The sequence below is a fragment of the Roseibium sp. genome (genome assembly GCF_048261595.1).
In the GTDB taxonomy this organism is placed as follows: Bacteria; Pseudomonadota; Alphaproteobacteria; order Rhizobiales; family Stappiaceae; genus Roseibium.
Map to the genome: position 1 here is coordinate 280,263 of NZ_JBLXFW010000005.1, position 16,987 is coordinate 297,249.

The window sequence follows — 16,987 nt, forward strand, 5'->3', positions numbered from 1 at the left end:
CTGAAATGACTGGCAAGTTTCTTACGAGTGTTGCAGCTGGTGCGCTGATGTTCACATCATCGGTCGCCGGTGCGGCCGAGTTGAGAATGTCCTGGTGGGGCGGCGATAGCCGTCACGCCGCGACGCAGGAAGCCTTGAAGGTCTGTGGCGAGAAATACGGCCATAGCATCAAACCGGAGTATACCGGCTGGTCCGGACATCTGGAAAAGGTCACGACCCAGATCGCGGGCGGCACGGAAGCCGACATCATGCAGATCAACTGGCCGTGGCTGCCGCTGTTTTCTGCGACGGGCGAAGGCTTTGCGGACCTCAACCAGTTCTCCGGCACGATCGACCTGAGCAACTGGAGCTCGGATCAGCTGGCGTCGACCACGGTTTCCGGGAAGCTGAACGGTCTTCCGCTATCGACAACCGGGCGGACGTTCTTCTTCAACAAGACGACTTTCGACAAGGCCGGCATTGCTGTGCCGCAGACCTGGGACGATCTTTTTGCGGCCGGTGCGACGCTGAAGGAAAAGCTTGGCGCTGACTATTACCCGATGAATGCGATCAAGGAGACAGCGGCTCTGCTCGTATCGCTTTATGCGACACAGCAGACCGGCAAGGATCTCGTCGATCCGGAGACCAACCGCGTCGCGTGGACGCCAGAGGAGCTGGCCGCCGCTATCGACTTCTATGGCAAGATGGTCGCTGAGGGCGTGGTCATGTCCCAGAAGGACGTCGCGGCCGCGGGCAACGTCCGCCTCTACGAAAATCCGCAGTGGTGGGATGGCCGCATCGCCGGCTCCTACGAATGGGATTCCACATTCTTCAAGTATTCCGACCCGCTTCAGGAAGGCCAGGAACTTGTTCCGGTCAAGCTGCTGAAGACAGATGGTGCCAAAACCGAGGGCGTCTATCGCAAGCCGTCCATGATGTTCTCGATCTCCAGGAACTCACAGAACCAGGAGGCTGCCGCTCAGATCCTCAACTGTCTCTTGAACGAGCCGGAAGGGATTGCGGCCCTTGGCACGACCCGTGGCTTGCCGGCCAGCAAGGCGGCCGCCATGCAATTGAACGACGCGGGTGACATTCGCGCCGAGCTGGCTACGGCCAATGCGATCATCATGGCGGGAACAGGCCCGACCGTATCGCCGCTGAACGAGCACCCGGAAGTGCGCGGTATCTTCCTCGATACGCTCGAGGAATATGCCTACGACATGATCAATTCCAGGGATGCCGCGGAGCGGATCATCGAGGAGATCAACGAAACGCTCGCCGAGTTCGGTTGATCCACACCTGATGCAGGTTGCCCGGTAGGTGCCGGGCAACCTTGCACTCAAGACATTCCATCTACGGTTTTTCCGATGACGCTCAACGATCTTCGTTTAAGCGCGGTGTCCGCGCGCGCGGTTTCCGTCGTTTTTGCCGCCGAGGGCGGCAAGTACCGCTTGCCTGAGCCTGTTTCCTGGAGCCTCTGGAGCGAGGGAGAGTTGCTGAGGGAAGGTGTAACTTTGCAATCGGTCCTGACCCTCACCGGTCTGGGCCCGTCGCAAAGTTATACCCTCAAGAGCGAAGGCGGGCATTACCTCGATTTCCATACGCGGAACTGTAGCGGGCTCGTCGATCTGGTCGATTGCGGGGCGGATCCTTCAGGTGCCGACAATTCGCGAGCCTTTGAGCTTGCCATCTCGATGGTTGGTCACGGCGGCACCTTGCGGGTTCCGGCAGGGCGCTGGCGCACCGGTCCGGTGTTTCTGAAGTCGGACATGACCTTGCTGCTCGAACAGGGCGCTGTGATCGAGGCCAATGGCATGCGCGAAACCTGGCCGAAGCTTGAGGCCCGTGATTGCAACGGCCAAGTGATCGGATCCTGGGAGGGCCTTCCGGATCGTTGTTATGCTGCCGTGGTGACTGCAATCGGAGCGTCCAATCTTGTCATCGAAGGCGCGGGCACCATCGACGGCGGCGGAGATCGGTCCGATTGGTGGCAGTGGCCGAAGGAGACCCGTGATGGAGCGCGGCGTGCCCGCACCCTTCATCTTATCGGGTGCACGAACGTTACCTTGATGGGCTTAACGGTTCGCAACTCGCCGTCCTGGACCGTTCATCCCTATCGCTGCAGGGACCTGACGGCCTCCGACCTCACGATCGTCAATCCGCCGGACAGTCCGAATACGGACGGGTTTAATCCGGAAAGCTGCGAGAATGTCCTCATGGAAGGCATTTTCTTTTCCGTCGGCGACGATTGCATCGCGATCAAGGCGGGGAAGCGGGGAGATGGTGCCAACGATCACCTGACACCTACCCGGAACGTCGTCATTCGGCATTGTCGAATGGAACGTGGTCACGGCGGTGTCGTCATGGGGTCCGAGATGAGCGGGGGCATTCATGACGTTACCGTTGAGGATTGCGAGATGGAGGCGACAGATCGCGGTATCCGGATCAAGACCCGGCGCGGACGCGGAGGTGCGGTTTCGGGACTGCGTGTCAGGCGGGTCGACATGGATGGAGTCCATGCGGCACTAACGGCAAATGCCTTCTATTTCTGCGATGCGGATGGCCACGACGACTGGGTACAGGACCGGGCGGCCGCTGAGGTCTGCGAAACCACGCCGTCGATTTCCGACATCGATATCGAAGATGTTGCCATCAGGCGCCTGTCGGTGGTGGCCGGAGCGTTTCTTGGATTGCCCGAGGCCCCGATCAACGGGGTTCGGTTGAGAAACCTGAGCGTCGAGTTCGATCCGGAGGCCGAGCCCGCGGTTCCGCTGATGGCTGATCATGTTCGTACCATGCGTCATGAGCTGCTCGTTGCCGAACACGCCGATATCACCTGCGAGGGCGCGAACGGTGAACCGGGCCTTGCCATTGCAAAGGGAGTTTCCCTATGACACCGCTGGAGTATTTCGATGCCTATGCCCATGGATACCAACCCTACAAATCGGGTGCCTGGTGCTACGAGGACGGTCTGATCTATCGGGGTCTGGTACTTCTCCATCAGGCGACGGGCGACCAACGATTTCTCGAGCATTGCTTGCGCCTGATCAACGATCAGATCGCTCCGGACGGCAGTCTGAAGGGGTATCGCCAGAGCGAATACAACATCGACAATGTCATGGCTGGACGCAGTCTTTTCTATCTGGGGGAGACCACCGGTGATGGACGGTATATGCGGGCTGCGGATCGGCTAGCTGCACAGCTCGCCAGTCACCCGAGAACCACGACCGGAAATTACTGGCACAAGAAGATCTACGAGCACCAGGTGTGGCTCGACGGCCTTTACATGGGGCTTCCATTCCAGATCGATTACGGGCGACGCACCGATGATCAAGCGCTCGTCACGGATGCCCTTGAACAGATCTCGCGTGCGCTCGACCTCACTTCAACCAAGGATGGGCTCTATGTCCATGGCTATGACGAGGCGCGAGCGCAGCAGTGGGCGGATCCTGAAACCGGCAAGTCTCCGGCCTGCTGGGCGCGGGCTCTCGGCTGGCTCGCCATGGCTCTCGTTGATGCGATTGCTTTGGCCAGTGCCGATGACGCAGAGGCATTTGGACTTGTCTCGAGGACCCAGGCGCTCTTCGAGCGTGTTGCCGAGCTGCAGGGCGAAGACAGCAAGTGGCTGCAGGTGATCGACAGGCCCGATCTTGAGGGGAATTATCCCGAGAGTTCGGCCAGCGTCATGTTTGCCTACGCATTTTTGAAGGCCGGTCGGATCGGGATCTGGGCGCCGGGAAGGGTACTTGGCGATGCTGCCCTGCAGGCCCTCTATGATACGGCGATGTCGAAGTGCGAGGACGGGGTGTCCCGTTTCGAGGACATCTGCCATGTGGCCGGACTTGGCGGCTTCTCCGGTGTCTATCGCGACGGCTCTCCGGAATACTATCTCACGGAAGATATTGTCGCAGACGATTCAAAGGGAGTCGGGCCACTGATGATGGCTCATTCGGAAAGGATGTTGTTCAGGGGAGCTGATGGCGCAAGCGAAGGCAGCATGAAAGCAGCGGAATAGATCCGCGTTGAAAAAGCCCGCCGTCTCTGGCGGGCTTTTCCGTTTTCAGATCCAACTCTCAGAGCGCGTTCAATGCCTGGTCGAGATCGGCGATGATGTCTTCGGCATCTTCCAGGCCGACCGAAATCCGGACGACCTCCGGTCCCGCACCAGCAGCGGTCTTCTGCTCATCGGAGAGCTGACGGTGCGTGGTCGAAGCGGGGTGGATGATCAGTGAGCGCGTGTCGCCGATATTTGCCAGATGCGAGAAGAGTTGCACGTTGGAGACCAGCGAAACGCCGGCGTCATAGCCGCCTTCAACGCCGAAGGTGAACACGGCGCCGCCGCCCTTGGGCAGGTACTTCTGCTGGTTGGCGTGATACTTGTCATCCGGCAGGGCCGAATAGGACACCCAGGAAACCTTTGGATGTGCCGAGAGATGCAGGGCCACCTTCTTGGCATTGTCCGAATGGCGTTGCATGCGCAGCGGCAGCGTCTCGATTCCGGTCAGGATCATGAAGGCGTTGAACGGCGAGATGGCCGGGCCGAGGTCGCGCAGTCCGAGCACGCGGCAGGCAATGGCAAATGCGAAATTGCCGAAGGTCTCGTGCAGGACCATGCCCTGATACTCCGGGCGGGGCTCGGACAAGAGCGGATAGCGGCCATCGGCCGACCAGTCGAAAGATCCGCCATCGACGATGATGCCACCCATGGAATTGCCGTGCCCGCCCATGAACTTGGTCAGGGAGTGCAGGACGATGTCGGCGCCATGTTCGATCGGCCGGCAGAGGTATGGCGTGGCCATCGTGTTGTCGACGACGAGCGGGACGCCCTTGGCCTTTGCGATGGCCGCAATGCCCTGGATATCCACGACGACGCCACCGGGGTTTGCCAGGCTTTCGATAAAGATCGCCTTGGTGTTTTCGTCGATGGCGTTCTCGAAGGTCGAGAGATCATCCGGGTTGGCCCATTTCACGTTCCAGCCGAAACTCTTGAACGAGTGGTTGAGCTGGTTGATCGAGCCGCCGTAGAGCTTGTTTGCCGCAACGATGTTGTCGCCGGGTTGCATCATGGTGTGAAAGCACAGGAGCTGGGCAGAATGGCCCGAGGCTGTTGCGAGTGCCGCGGTACCGCCTTCAAGAGCCGCAACACGCTCCTCCAGTACAGCGGTCGTCGGGTTGGTGATGCGGGTGTAGATGTTGCCGAAGGCCTGAAGCCCAAAGAGCGAGGCGGCGTGGTCGACGTCGTCAAAAACGAAAGACGTTGTCTGATAGATCGGCGTCGCGCGTGCACCCGTTGCTGGATCAGGTTGTGCGCCGGCGTGAATCGCCAGTGTCGAAAATCCCGGTATTCCTTCGCTCATCAGAGGCTCCTCCCACGTGACTTTTGCGCATAGTGGCGGAAGGGCATACGCACGTCAAAGAGTTGAATTCTGTTTCGTTTTCAACTTCTTGAATTAACGTTCTGAATCAGTTCGTTAGAGAAAGGAATAATGTTCACGACAGTGCCCGGGAGCGCGGTTTGACGAGCACCATGATCTATTGATTTTGCCGTTGCGTCAGGACTTGTCGGACGGTCGCAATCCCCGATGCTGAAAACCGCCCTTCATTGCTGGGCGACGCGATGAAATCGTGCGCGAGTTGACGCCGGCCCAGCCAATCTCGCCGGAAAGTCTGCCATACTCGATCTTGGGGCAACGGTTCATGACCACCTTGATGCCGACGTCCTCCGCCTTGCGCGCGGCCTCGTCGTTGCGAACGGTCAGCTGCATCCAGATCACCTTTGGCCGCATCGAACTTGCCAGAATGTCGTCGACGATGAGGGCAGCAGCGGCGGAATTGCGGAAGATGTCGATCATGTCCGGCGTTTCGGGCAGGTCATGCAGGGCGGCATGAACCGGCTGGCCGAGGATTTCCTTGCCCGCATGTCCCGGGTTGATCGGCCAGACGTCATAGCCCTTCGACAGCATGTACTTCATCACGAAGTAGGACGGGCGGACGGAATTCGGACTGGCGCCGACCATCGCGATGGTCTTCACCTCACCGAGGATCCCCTTGATGTAGGTGTCGGAATAGGCGTCGTGGTCCATCAGGTGCGCCTCAGCTGTCCGTCCATTCCGGCGTCCGCTTCTGCAGAAAGGCGCTGATGCCTTCCTCGGCGTCGCGGGCCATCATGTTCTCGACCATGACATTGGCAGCGAAGTCGTAAGCTTCGGAGAGCGGCATCTCGAGCTGGCGGTAGAAGGCCTCCTTGCCGACCTTCAGCGTATGGGCGGATTTCGACGCAATGGCGGAGGCGTATTTCTGTACGACCTGATCGAGGTAGTCGCGCGGTACGATGCGGTTGATCAGGCCGAACTCCTTCGCAGTTGATGCGTCGATGCTCTCGCCAGTCAGCAGCATTTCCATGGCCTGCTTCGGCGCGACATTACGGGACAGGGCGACCATCGGGGTCGAACAGAACAGGCCGATATTGACGCCAGGCGTACAGAAGGTTGCCGTGTCGACGGCCATGGCAAGGTCGCAGGAGGCAACAAGCTGGCAGCCGGCGGCGGTGGCAACGCCGGTCACAACGGCGATCACGGGCTTGGGCAGGCGGACGATCTGCTGCATCAGTTCAGAGCACTGGCGCATGATGGCTTCGTAGGTGGCCTTGCCGCCGTCCGCTTCGGCGCGTGCCGCGGTCAGTTCCTTGAGATCATGTCCGGCGCAGAAGACCTTACCTTCGGCGCCGAGCAGGACGACCCTGATCTCCGGATCCGCTGCGGCTTTGGAAAGCTCCGCTGACAGCGCGCTCATCATCTCACGGGAGAGGGCGTTCATCTTCTCCGGGCGCTGCATCACGATCCGGTAGACGCCCTCATGCAGCAGTGTGCCCAGAATCGGCTTGTCTTGCGGGGCGAGCGTGGCGGTGTCGGACATGGGGCTTCCTCGATCTTCGGCGTCAATCTTGGCCCTTGGGGGCGTGACGAGACATACAGTCTCGGGCGCCCAAGCTCCAAGCCGAAATTCGACCAAGGGCCGGTTTCGCCCTGCCGGGGCCGCTTTGCGCTGACAGGGAAGGCAAGCTGACTTGCCGGGTCAGCGACATATGCTTCGGAGTGCTAGTCGACCATCTTGTCCAGCTTTGCGGCGCAAATGAAGTCGTTGACGGTCAGGCCGCCCAGCTCATGGGAGGTGTAGCTGATGGTGCAGTACCCCCAGCCGAAACTGACATCCGGGTGATGACCTTCCTTGTCAGCCAGGAACGCTGCGAGGTTGGCGGTGTAGACCGCCTTGGCAAAGCCCTTGAACCTGAAGGTGCGGCTGATTTCCGTTGCCTCTGCGTTGAGTGTCCAGTCGTCATGCAGAATGCTCATGCGCGCGGTGGCGGTTTCCCGGTTCAGAGTGCCGCCGATCCCCTGGCAGGGTTCGCAGGTCTGCTGGGCAAGGTCTGTTTCGGTGGTCATGTCAGGCGCTTTCGTCAATCGGGTAGAGGGGGGTGAAGAGGCCGAGTTCCTGGGCTCGCCGGATATCTGCAACAAGGTCGCGTTCGGCTGCGGCGAAGAGATCGTCGACATTCTCCAGTACATAGTACAGCGGCTGGTGGATATCGATGCGGTAGGGCGTGCGCAGAATGTCGATCACGTTGAACGGCCGACGCTCGACACCTTCGCCGTGGACGCTGTGGGGCAGCTCGGTTGGAGACGAGGCGAGCCCCGATCCGAGCGACTTATAGACCCCGTCGATCTTGGTCAGCCCGAACTCGATGGTGAACCAGTAGAGCCGGATCAGCCAGGAATAGTCCTTCGCATTCAGTTTCTGGCCCGCGCGCCCGATTGCCTGCGAGAAATCGGCAAAGCGCGGGTCGGTGAGCATCGGCGTATGGCCGAAGATCTCGTGGAAAATGTCCGGCTCCTTGATGTAGTCAAAATCCTTGCGGCTGCGGATGAAGGAGGCCGCCGGGAAGGTGCGCTCCGCCAGCATGTTGTAGAAGCGGCCAAAGCCGATCAGGGCAGGGACAGGTTCGACCTTCCATCCTGTGTGGCGCCCCAGAATCTCGGAAACTTCCGCGCATTGGGGGACACGGTCGGCAGGCAGGGCGAGCTTGTCAAACCCGGCCAGATAGTCTGGCGCCGCCATTTCGCGGATGCCGGGTTCCTGCCTTGCATACAGATCCCGCCAGACACCGTTCTCCTCTTCGGTATAGGCGATCCGTCCATCCGGACCGGGGATCTTGGCAGTATATGCGCTTGTCTTTGCCATGCTGAGTTCCTCCTCGCTGACAAAGATAGGTTCCTTTCCGCGGTTTTATCGTTCTATCTTTTCGCCATTCGGTGCATTGTTGAAAACAAATGATGACATGATACGATTTTGGGAGATATTTTGCCGATGGAGATCGACAGCCAGGACAGGAAGCTGCTGGCGTTGCTGCAGAAGGACGGCCGTGCAAGCGCGAAGGATCTGGCGGAGCAGGCCGGAATGTCCGTGTCTCCGTGCTGGCGCCGGATCAGGCGGCTGGAAGAGGCTGGCGTCATCGAGAAATATGCGGCGATCCTGAACCCGCGAGAGCTCGGCTTTCACGCCATGGCCTATGTCCACGTGTCCCTGATGAACCACGGGCCCGAGACCATCGCTGCCTTCGATCACATGGTTCAGACCGAGGACCGCGTGATCGAGTGCTGTTCGATCACCGGGGATGCCGACTATGTCATGAAGGTCGTAGTCCGGGATCCTGAGGACCTGGAAGCCTTCATGATGAAAAAGCTGCTGGGGCCTGGATTGGTGCGGGCGTCCCGCACCAACTTCGTTCTCAGAACTGCCAAATCCGGGCCATCCATGCCGCTCGGATGACTGGATGCTTTCTGGCCATTGCCACCTTGCGCTTCGAACAAGTTGACGTTTAGGTGAGCTGAACGCCTAAACAGTCATGGATGTCTATGGCTTGTGGTCATCGGAACTTACCGGGGAGAGACAATATGCCAGCGCCAGTGATGACCGTGGAGGAGTTGTCGCAATTCCTCGACGCGGAGTTTCCGCAAATCCATGCGGGCGGGCGTGCCTACTTCGTGGAAAGCGTTGCTCCGGGCGAGGCCGTCGTGCGGCTGAAGGCGACCGACTCGCACCTGCGGCCTGGCGGCACCGTGTCCGGTCCCTCGATGATGGCATTGGCGGATCTGGCGGCCTATGTGGCTATCCTGGCCCATATCGGCCCGGTCGCACTTGCGGTCACCACCAACCTCAACATCAATTTCCTCAGAAAACCGGAACCCGGCGATCTGTTGTGTACCTGTCGGATCCTGAAGCTCGGCAAGCGTCTGGCCGTTGTCGAGTGCGGCATCGCGGGTGAGGGCGAGGAGGGCTTCGTCGCTCATGCAACCGCCACCTATTCCGTGCCCCCCAGGAGCTGAGGGGCGCGGAAGATGGTTGTTTGCTGGGAGAAGGTTGCCCGGCTGCGGCAGCGTCACACCTTGTGAGTGTGGTGGAACAGACCGGTGAGAGCCTTGAACAGCAGTGCTGCGGCAAAGCCGGAAGCCAAAAGAGTGCCGGTTGCGATCGTCCAATCTCCCAGCAGTCCGAAGGGAAGCGCCGAGGATGCCGTGAACATTCCGATAACCAGCGCCACGATAGCGCCGGTCAGGAAGACGCAGAGCGACATGGGAACGATGTCTCCATTCATCCAGCGCGGGAGCGCGGTGGATTTATAGAGCGCAGCAAGGCCGAAATAGAGCAGAATGGTGAGGGCAAAGCCCCCGCCGATTGCCAGAAGGGCACTGTAGGATGTGAGAGCGGAAACCATTTTCGAGGGATCCTGGGCGCATGAGCCCGCCACGCGACAAGCTCTCGCGCGAAGCTGCTGACTTGTTTGGGGCGACGTTTCCCCTTTGCTTTCGACCTCGGCGAAGTTCATCCGGATCGATTTGATGTCGCTTGTTTGTGCCGGGAAAATAGCCTGTCAGCATCCTTATTGTCTCAGTGCAGCAGGGCTTTCCGCAAGGGGATGCGTTGGTTCACGGCATAAATATATTTCACCGTGGGAGGTCGATTCCGTCATGAATTTGCCGGAATTCAGGCGGCTGGCAGATGGGTTGTGCGTTGGCGCAGAGATCCTGAAGCTTCAAAACAGTCGAAGAGCGAACGAGAAGCGATCGAAATTATGCGGTAATATAATACCGTTTTTATAAGTCATTGTTTTTGTTGGCTTTTATCTAACTTCATCCGAATAAACGTGCTTGACCGGTATTTTGCGCTGGCTTATAAGCTGCTTCGACGAATTCAGGCGTCGCGGACAGTCTCTCAACGGACCAGTCGGGCACCTTTGTTTCAAGACAAGAAACGGATCAAACACATGAAGACCTTCTCTGCCAAGCCGGCTGAGGTCGAGAAAAAGTGGATCTTGATCGACGCTGAAGGCATGGTCGTGGGCCGTCTGGCTGCCTACATCGCCAACCATCTGCGCGGCAAGCATCTGCCGACCTACACGCCCCACGTCGATTGCGGTGACAACATTGTCGTCATCAACGCCGACAAGGTGGTCCTGACCGGCCGCAAGTACGAAAACAAGAAGTACTACTGGCACACCGGCCACCCGGGCGGCATCAAGGAGCGCACCGCACGTGCAATCCTGGAAGGCCGTTTCCCGGAGCGCATCCTGGAAAAGGCCGTGCAGCGCATGATGCCGGGCGGTCCGCTGTCCAACAAGCAGCTCAAGAACCTGCGTATCTACGCTGGCGCCGAGCATCCGCATGAAGCTCAGTCGCCGGAACTGGTCGACGTCAAGAGCCTCAATGACAAGAACGACGGCAAGAGGGCATAACGATGGCTGAGCTGCAATCCCTGGAAGAACTGGGTGGCGCTGTCGATACCGCCGCTCCCGAAGCTCCGGTGCATGTCCAGAAGCTGGACGCACAGGGTCGCGCATACGCAACCGGCAAGCGTAAGGACGCCATCGCACGCGTCTGGGTCAAGCCGGGCTCCGGTAAGATCATCGTCAACAAGAAGGACATGACCGAGTACTTCGCTCGTCCGGTTCTTCAGATGGTCCTGCGTCAGCCGCTCGTCCTGACCGACCGTGCAAGCCAGTTCGACATCATCGCGACTGTCGTTGGTGGTGGTCTTTCCGGCCAGGCCGGTGCCGTTCGTCACGGCATCTCCAAGGCTCTGACCCACTACGAGCCGGAACTGCGCGGCATCCTGAAGAAGAACGGCTTCCTGACCCGCGACAGCCGTGTTGTTGAACGTAAGAAGTTCGGTCGCGCCAAGGCTCGCCGCTCCTTCCAGTTCTCCAAGCGTTGATCCGGTCAAACCGATCGAATGCAAATTCTGGAAAGGGCCCGCAGCGCGGGCCCTTTTCTTTTGTGGTAACGCAATCCGGTTGCCGAGCGCTACCGATCCGGGGGAGGCCGTAGATGTATACGCCCGAGATGTTTGTTGAAACCGATCCGTCTGAAGTTGCCGGACTCATAGAGGCGCATCCGCTTGCCGTCATCGTGACGAACGGCTCAGACGGGCTTGTAGCCAACCACATTCCTGTCCTTTCCCATGGCGACGACAGGCTGATCGGACATATCGCGCTGGCCAACGACATGCACCGCACGGTGGAGGAGGGGACCGAAATCCTGCTCATCTTCCGCGGCGAAGACGCCTATATCTCGCCGAACTGGTACCTGAGCAAGAAGACCAATCCGAGCCACGTTCCGACCTGGAACTATCAGGTCGTCCATGTCTATGGCCGGATATCCTTCCAGCATGACGAGAAATCCAAGCGCGCTGTTGTTGGACGCCTGACCAAGCGCTTCGAAACGGAAACGAATGGCGACGCGGGTTGGAAAATGTCCGACGCCCCACGCGACTACATGGAGATGATGCTGTCAAATATCGTCGCCTTCGAGATCGAGATCACGAGGATGCTCGGAAAGTCGAAGCTGAGTCAGAACAGACAGTTGCCGGATTTCCTGAATGTCGCATCTGAACTCGATGCCCGGGGAGCAGGCGATCTTTCAGAGCGGATGAAGCGGTTCGAGCGCGACTGACTAGGCCGGAAAGAAGAGCATGGCGCCTGAAACAAACGTGGCCATGTCACGAAGCGCCGATAGTCACCTTCTGCGCTTCCCCAGCTACATAGGTTTCCACGATTGCGCGGTCGTCGCCGAGGGTCTGAAGGACGAAGAGTTCATCGCTGAGGCTGGTCGCGGTTTCCATGCGAAGGCACATGGGCAGCGTAGCACGGGCGTCGAGAACGATCAGATCCGCCTCCGTACCTGCGTTGAGGTTGCCGATCTTGTCTTCAAGTGAAAGTGCTTCGGCATTTCCAAGCGTTGCCCAGAAGAAGGTCTGCAGCGGATGCAGGCGCTGGCGCTGCAGCTGCAGGACCTTGTAGCCCTCGTCCAGCGTGCTCAGCATGGAATAGCTGGTGCCGCCGCCGATGTCGGTGGCAATACCCATGCGCACACCTGAGGCCTGAAGATCCGCCCGGTTGAACAATCCGCTGCCGAGGAACAGGTTCGAGGTCGGGCAGAAAACCGCCACCGATGCGGTCTCCTGCATGACCGCCTTTTCTCGTTCGGTCATGTGGATGCAGTGGCCAAGCAGGGTGCGCGGGCCGAGCAGGCCGAAATCCTCGTAAACGCCAAGATAATCCTTCGCCTGCGGGTAGAGTTCTCGCGTATACGCGATCTCGTTGTGATTCTCGTTGATATGTGTCTGGAGATGGCAGTCCGGGTGCTCCTTCAGGAGCGCTCCGGCGGCTTCCAGCTGTTCTGGCGTCGACGTGATGGCAAAACGGGGGGTGATGACGTAGTTGGCGCGGCCGCGGCCGTTCCATTTGGCAAGCAGCGCCTTGCTGTCGTCGTAGGAGCTTTGCGCCGTGTCGCAGAGCGCTTCCGGCGCGCCTCGGTCCATCATGGTCTTGCCGCCGAGCATGCGCATCCCGCGCCGTTCGGCCTCGCTGAAATAGGCCTCAACGGAATTGGGATGGCTTGAACAATAGGCGACGGCAGTTGTCGTGCCGTTTGAGATCAGGAGATCGTAGAAGCCTTTGGCGATGCGTTCGCCATGGGCGCGATCTGCAAATCTTTGCTCGGCCGGGAAGGTGTAGTCGTTCAGCCAGTCCAGAAGCTGATCGGCCCAGGAGGCGATGACCTGAACCTGAGGAAAATGAAGGTGGGTGTCGATGAAGCCCGCGGTGATCAGATGCGGCCTGTGATCGGTCTCGACCGTTCCGGCAGGGGCCATCGTCTTGATTGCGGCATAATCGCCTCGCGCGGCAATCAAACCGTCTTCGATCAGCAGTGCACCGTCCTCGATATAGTCGAAGGCGTCGTGATCCTCTGGTCCTTGCGGTTCGGCATTGAACGACAGGATGCGCCCGCGCAGCAGCTTTGCGTGTTGCTCGATCATCTCAACTCCTGTCCCGGCACCGATGGCCCTTTGTCATGACACAAACCTGCGCGTTCTATTCCCGGCGGGCGGAATGCGCAATGGGTATGACCATATCCGCAAACTCCCCTTGAGCGGGTGCGGAAGGTGGAGTACCGAGGAGCAAACCCAGTTCCTTGGATGGCCCTGATGACCGCTGAAAGACCACGCCCAACCGACAATGCCGTGTTCGGAAACTCGCTCAAGGGCGGCTCACATGAACCGACCTATGGCGGTGTACTGTCCTTCATGCGGCGTCGGTATACGCGCGATCTGACTGGAGTCGACCTGGCAGTCTGGGGCATTCCGTTCGATGCGTCGGTCTCAAACCGTCCGGGTGCGCGCTTCGGTCCGCAAGGGGTCCGCCGTGCCTCGGCAATCTTTGATGGCGATCCGCAATATCCTTTCGCCGCAGACCCTTACGCGGCACTATCGGTTGTCGACTACGGCGACTGTTCGTTCGATTATGGACGGAATGCCGATATTCCCGGCTGCATTGAGACGCAGGCACGGGAGATCCTCGATCAGGGCGTCCATCTCTTCTCAATCGGCGGCGATCACTTCGTCACCTATCCACTGCTGAAGGCGCATGTCGCAAAGCATGGGCCGCTGGCGCTGGTTCAGTTCGACGCGCATCAGGATACCTGGGACGACCAGGGCGATCGGATCGACCATGGAACCTTCGTCGGGCGCGCCGTGCGCGAGGGTCTGATCGATCCGGAGAAGTCGATCCAGATCGGCATTCGCACCCATGCGCCGGAAACCTGCGGCCTCGAGATCCTGACCGGTGAAGACGTTGAGCAGCTTGGCGTCAACGGTGTTGTTGAGCTCATCACTGACCGGGTCGGTGAGGCGAAGGCCTATATGACGTTCGACATCGACTGTCTCGACCCCGCCTTTGCGCCTGGCACAGGGACGCCGGTGGCAGGAGGCCTTTCAAGCCGGGAGGCGTTGATGATCCTGCGCCGGCTAGGCGAACTCGATTTTGTCGGCGGGGATGTCGTCGAGGTCGCGCCAGCCTACGACCATGCCGATATCACGTCGATCGCAGGCGCAACCGTCGCCCAGCATTACATCGGACTGCTTGCGGAAAAGGTTTCGAATTAAGGTAAATAAACACTTTAAGTTGTGCTTGCCCGGACCGTCCGCCTTTATTGGGGCGTAATCGGGGGCAAGGCATCGCGGCATTCTGGTGCAATTTCCCCTCCGTAGTGACGGGGTTTTTCAATGCGTTTTCTAGCGAAGGTGTTAACCGACAAACGTTTTGTCGTGCTTGTTTTAGCATTGGGAGCGATCGGAATTGGTGTTGCCGAGCGGAACCTGCCAACACTGCCGATGGCTTACTGCATCGCATTGGCCATGATCGCGTTTGTTACAGTTTTGACCGCGCGCCTGATCACTTCAATTTATGTGAGCCTGTCTTTGCTGGCTCTTATTGCTTTCGTGTCCTATGCCAAGATGAAATGGATGTCGATCGCACCGAATATAGTCGACATTTATTATTTCGCGATGAACCCGGGAACACTGGCCTTCCTCGCTGACAGCTTCCTACCTTATGTTATTGCGGCGGCCTTACTGTTGCTCATGACCTTGATCGGAGCTCTGTTCGTCGGTCGACACGAGCCCGGTTCGAGGCGGAACCGTCGTGCAGCCTTTGCTGCGTTTCCTGTTGCAGTCGGCCTGGTTCTTGCTGTGCAGCCCAAGGACTTCCACGGGATCGCTGACTTGATGCGGTTCCGATATGTCACGTCAGTTTTCACGTCTATGAAATATCTGGCTCATTTGGGCGATGATGTCCCGCTGCTCGACAGATTGAGCGATGCTGACGCGTCGCGTGTCGTCCAGACGTCAGATGCGCAGATATGCCGCAACGAGGATGCCAAACCGGACATCGTTGTCGTACAGGCAGAATCCGTTGTGCCACCTGAAGTCCTCTTTGAAGATGGCGGTCCTGGCGTCTTGAAGGGAAGGTTCAGTGGCGCCGATTCAGTCTTGCGGCCGTTGAACGTTGAGACGTTTTCCGGTGGAACATGGGTGACGACCGCGGGGTTTGCGACAAGCCTCCCGATTTCCGATCTGGGGTGGCTCAAGAGCTATTCGAACTTCATCCTCGAAGATCGGGTCGAGCATACCTTGGCCAAAACACTTGCAGATTGCGGATACCACACCGTTTACCTGTCTCCGCTGCCATACTCCTTCGTAAACGAGGGGCCGTTTATCGAGTCTATTGGGTTTGAGACATTTCTCGACCAGCACGCGATCGGGGCGCCGTCGACGCATGAAGCTGACGCGTTCTATTACGAGCGTGCCCTCGACTACATCAAGCGCCATCGGGAAAGCGACGGCCGTCCTGTATTCGTTGTAATTCTGACAATGTCGGCCCATTCGCCATGGGACTACCGGATGGCTCCCGAGATGGTTTTCGATGGTGAACCATTCTCCGAAGATACTTCGTTGAACGAATACTTCCGACGCCTCGCCATCAGCCGAAGAGACATAGAGAACTTCCGGTCGGAACTTAAGAAAAAGCCGAACGGGCGGCCCGTCATGATGCTTGAGTTCGGGGATCACCAACCGGGCATCACGCTGCCGCACTGGACAAAGACTGAAGGTCCGGAAGCTTTGGCCAACCCTAACTCCGGCGCATATCTGACCTACTTTCAGTTCCTGTCAGCAGGTGCCGAATTCAAGGCTTCCGTTCCGACTTTCGAGAAGCTCGATATTCAATATCTGGCGCCGACCCTGCTTGAGGTCGCGGGCTTGCCGCTCGATCCGATCCAGACGGATCTGCGCAATATGAGAGACCTGTGTGGCGGGCGGTTTTCTTCCTGCGGTATCCAGGGACGGGTCGAGGCTCACTTCCAGTGCCGTGGCGAACAATCGCTGTGCGGGTATCGAGCGATCGGACAGGCCGAGGACCTCCGCCTGAGCTCCTACTAAAAAGCGAACCAACTGAGACTCTGCCGGATCAGGCGCTTTGGGCCTTGCGGGTATTGTCATTATCCGGGGCGACGGACCAGAACCGGTAGAGCGGGTGGGCGTTGCGCATCTGCTCGTAGAGCCGGACCATGCGATCGAGGAAGACAAGCTTGCCGGCGTAAGTGACGATCAGGCCGGGGACTGCAATGAGAAGCTCGTTGCTGATGGAGCCGTAGACCGTCGCGATGAAGCCGACGCCGGTCACCAGCGAGAGCGTCATGGCAGTGCGCGAGTCCTCTCCGGGGATTGGCACCGCGCTTCGATTTAGCCAGATTCTTTCGCCGAGAGTCGCCTTCGAAGCCCAGCTTTCCATGGTTTTCGGTGGCGGGAACAGGCGCGGATTGACCCATAGCCATGCACAGACGGCAAATGTTGCCCCAATCGCAAGCCATGCGCCGTACCAGGCATGGCTCCAGATCGCCAGGGCGAGCAGCGGCAGGGTGGCCATGCGTGTATAGACACTCCAGGGCGATGCGTGTCGCTGCCATGTCGAAGCATCCATTCCCAGTGCCTTGAGCTGGCCAGCTGGCATAGGCGAGATATGGGGCCGGGGACGGCGTATTTGATGGACCTTGGTCACGGCTCGATCAGGCTTTCACACTCTCGGTTCTCATGGGAGAACACTAGCGCAATTCCATCT

General features: G+C 59.0%; 18 protein-coding genes. 10 read left to right on the forward strand and 8 right to left on the reverse strand.

Annotated features, from left to right (window positions below; translation table 11 throughout):
- Positions 1–5: 5 nt before the first annotated feature.
- From ACN0SY_RS17045 to ACN0SY_RS17055, 3 genes are all read left to right on the forward strand, one after another.
- A complete protein-coding gene (locus tag ACN0SY_RS17045; protein ID WP_417689250.1) occupies positions 6–1,271 on the forward strand; it encodes an ABC transporter substrate-binding protein in 1,266 nt (421 codons plus the stop codon).
- A 75-nt stretch (positions 1,272–1,346) separates the two neighbouring features.
- Positions 1,347–2,873: a glycoside hydrolase family 28 protein gene (locus ACN0SY_RS17050; RefSeq protein WP_417689252.1), complete on the forward strand. Its 1,527-nt coding sequence runs from the start codon at positions 1,347–1,349 to the stop codon at positions 2,871–2,873.
- A complete protein-coding gene (locus ACN0SY_RS17055; RefSeq protein ID WP_417689254.1) occupies positions 2,870–3,994 on the forward strand; it encodes a glycoside hydrolase family 88/105 protein in 1,125 nt (374 codons plus the stop codon). Before ACN0SY_RS17050 ends, ACN0SY_RS17055 begins: the two co-directional genes overlap by 4 nt.
- Positions 3,995–4,052: 58 nt before the next feature.
- Here the strand turns inward: ACN0SY_RS17055 and ACN0SY_RS17060 are convergent, their stop codons facing one another.
- The 5 genes from ACN0SY_RS17060 to phhA all read right to left on the reverse strand — a co-directional run bounded on the left by ACN0SY_RS17060 (position 4,053) and on the right by phhA (position 8,217).
- A complete protein-coding gene (locus ACN0SY_RS17060) occupies positions 4,053–5,336 on the reverse strand; it encodes an O-acetylhomoserine aminocarboxypropyltransferase (protein WP_417689256.1) in 1,284 nt (427 codons plus the stop codon).
- A gap of 195 nt (positions 5,337–5,531) precedes the next feature.
- Complete coding sequence (locus tag ACN0SY_RS17065; protein ID WP_417689258.1) at positions 5,532–6,062, reverse strand: CoA-binding protein; 531 nt, start codon at positions 6,060–6,062, stop codon at positions 5,532–5,534.
- Positions 6,063–6,072: 10 nt separating this feature from the next.
- Positions 6,073–6,894, reverse strand: a complete 822-nt coding sequence (locus tag ACN0SY_RS17070; protein WP_417689260.1) for an enoyl-CoA hydratase — start codon at positions 6,892–6,894, stop codon at positions 6,073–6,075.
- A gap of 182 nt (positions 6,895–7,076) precedes the next feature.
- Positions 7,077–7,421: a 4a-hydroxytetrahydrobiopterin dehydratase gene (locus tag ACN0SY_RS17075; RefSeq protein WP_417689262.1), complete on the reverse strand. Its 345-nt coding sequence runs from the start codon at positions 7,419–7,421 to the stop codon at positions 7,077–7,079.
- A 1-nt stretch (position 7,422) separates the two neighbouring features.
- Positions 7,423–8,217 (reverse strand): phenylalanine 4-monooxygenase, encoded by a 795-nt coding sequence (gene phhA / locus ACN0SY_RS17080; protein ID WP_417689264.1) that lies wholly within the window; start codon positions 8,215–8,217, stop codon positions 7,423–7,425.
- A 126-nt stretch (positions 8,218–8,343) separates the two neighbouring features.
- Here phhA and ACN0SY_RS17085 point away from each other — a divergent pair, with 126 nt between their 5' ends.
- Entirely contained in the window at positions 8,344–8,805 is a 462-nt protein-coding gene (locus ACN0SY_RS17085; RefSeq protein WP_417689266.1) for an Lrp/AsnC family transcriptional regulator, read from the forward strand.
- Positions 8,806–8,930: 125 nt separating this feature from the next.
- Complete coding sequence (locus ACN0SY_RS17090; protein ID WP_417689268.1) at positions 8,931–9,362, forward strand: PaaI family thioesterase; 432 nt, start codon at positions 8,931–8,933, stop codon at positions 9,360–9,362.
- A gap of 53 nt (positions 9,363–9,415) precedes the next feature.
- Here the strand turns inward: ACN0SY_RS17090 and ACN0SY_RS17095 are convergent, their stop codons facing one another.
- Positions 9,416–9,751 carry a hypothetical protein gene (locus tag ACN0SY_RS17095; protein ID WP_417689270.1) on the reverse strand — a complete coding sequence of 112 codons (336 nt, stop codon included), beginning with the start codon at positions 9,749–9,751 and terminating at the stop codon, positions 9,416–9,418.
- A gap of 549 nt (positions 9,752–10,300) precedes the next feature.
- On the opposite strand from ACN0SY_RS17095, the gene rplM reads away from it, so the two are divergent.
- The 3 genes from rplM to ACN0SY_RS17110 all read left to right on the forward strand — a co-directional run bounded on the left by rplM (position 10,301) and on the right by ACN0SY_RS17110 (position 11,984).
- Positions 10,301–10,768, forward strand: coding sequence for a 50S ribosomal protein L13 (rplM, locus tag ACN0SY_RS17100; RefSeq protein ID WP_417689272.1), 468 nt, complete (start codon positions 10,301–10,303; stop codon positions 10,766–10,768).
- Between the two features lie 2 nt (positions 10,769–10,770).
- A complete protein-coding gene (gene rpsI, locus ACN0SY_RS17105) occupies positions 10,771–11,247 on the forward strand; it encodes a 30S ribosomal protein S9 (protein ID WP_417689274.1) in 477 nt (158 codons plus the stop codon).
- 113 nt (positions 11,248–11,360) lie between these two features.
- Positions 11,361–11,984 carry an FMN-binding negative transcriptional regulator gene (locus ACN0SY_RS17110; protein WP_417689276.1) on the forward strand — a complete coding sequence of 208 codons (624 nt, stop codon included), beginning with the start codon at positions 11,361–11,363 and terminating at the stop codon, positions 11,982–11,984.
- Between the two features lie 46 nt (positions 11,985–12,030).
- On the opposite strand, the gene guaD is transcribed toward ACN0SY_RS17110, so the two are convergent.
- Positions 12,031–13,350, reverse strand: coding sequence for a guanine deaminase (gene guaD, locus ACN0SY_RS17115; RefSeq protein ID WP_417689278.1), 1,320 nt, complete (start codon positions 13,348–13,350; stop codon positions 12,031–12,033).
- Positions 13,351–13,518: 168 nt separating this feature from the next.
- On the opposite strand from guaD, the gene speB reads away from it, so the two are divergent.
- Both speB and ACN0SY_RS17125 read left to right on the forward strand, forming a co-directional pair.
- Positions 13,519–14,475: an agmatinase gene (speB, locus tag ACN0SY_RS17120; RefSeq protein WP_417689280.1), complete on the forward strand. Its 957-nt coding sequence runs from the start codon at positions 13,519–13,521 to the stop codon at positions 14,473–14,475.
- Between the two features lie 120 nt (positions 14,476–14,595).
- Positions 14,596–16,308 carry a sulfatase-like hydrolase/transferase gene (locus tag ACN0SY_RS17125; protein WP_417689282.1) on the forward strand — a complete coding sequence of 571 codons (1,713 nt, stop codon included), beginning with the start codon at positions 14,596–14,598 and terminating at the stop codon, positions 16,306–16,308.
- 28 nt (positions 16,309–16,336) lie between these two features.
- Here ACN0SY_RS17125 and ACN0SY_RS17130 read toward each other — a convergent pair whose 3' ends face one another.
- The gene (locus tag ACN0SY_RS17130) at positions 16,337–16,849 is read right to left on the reverse strand and encodes a DUF6653 family protein (RefSeq protein WP_417689284.1); all 513 of its coding nucleotides are present in this window, start codon (positions 16,847–16,849) and stop codon (positions 16,337–16,339) included.
- Between the last annotated feature and the right edge of the window lie 138 nt (positions 16,850–16,987).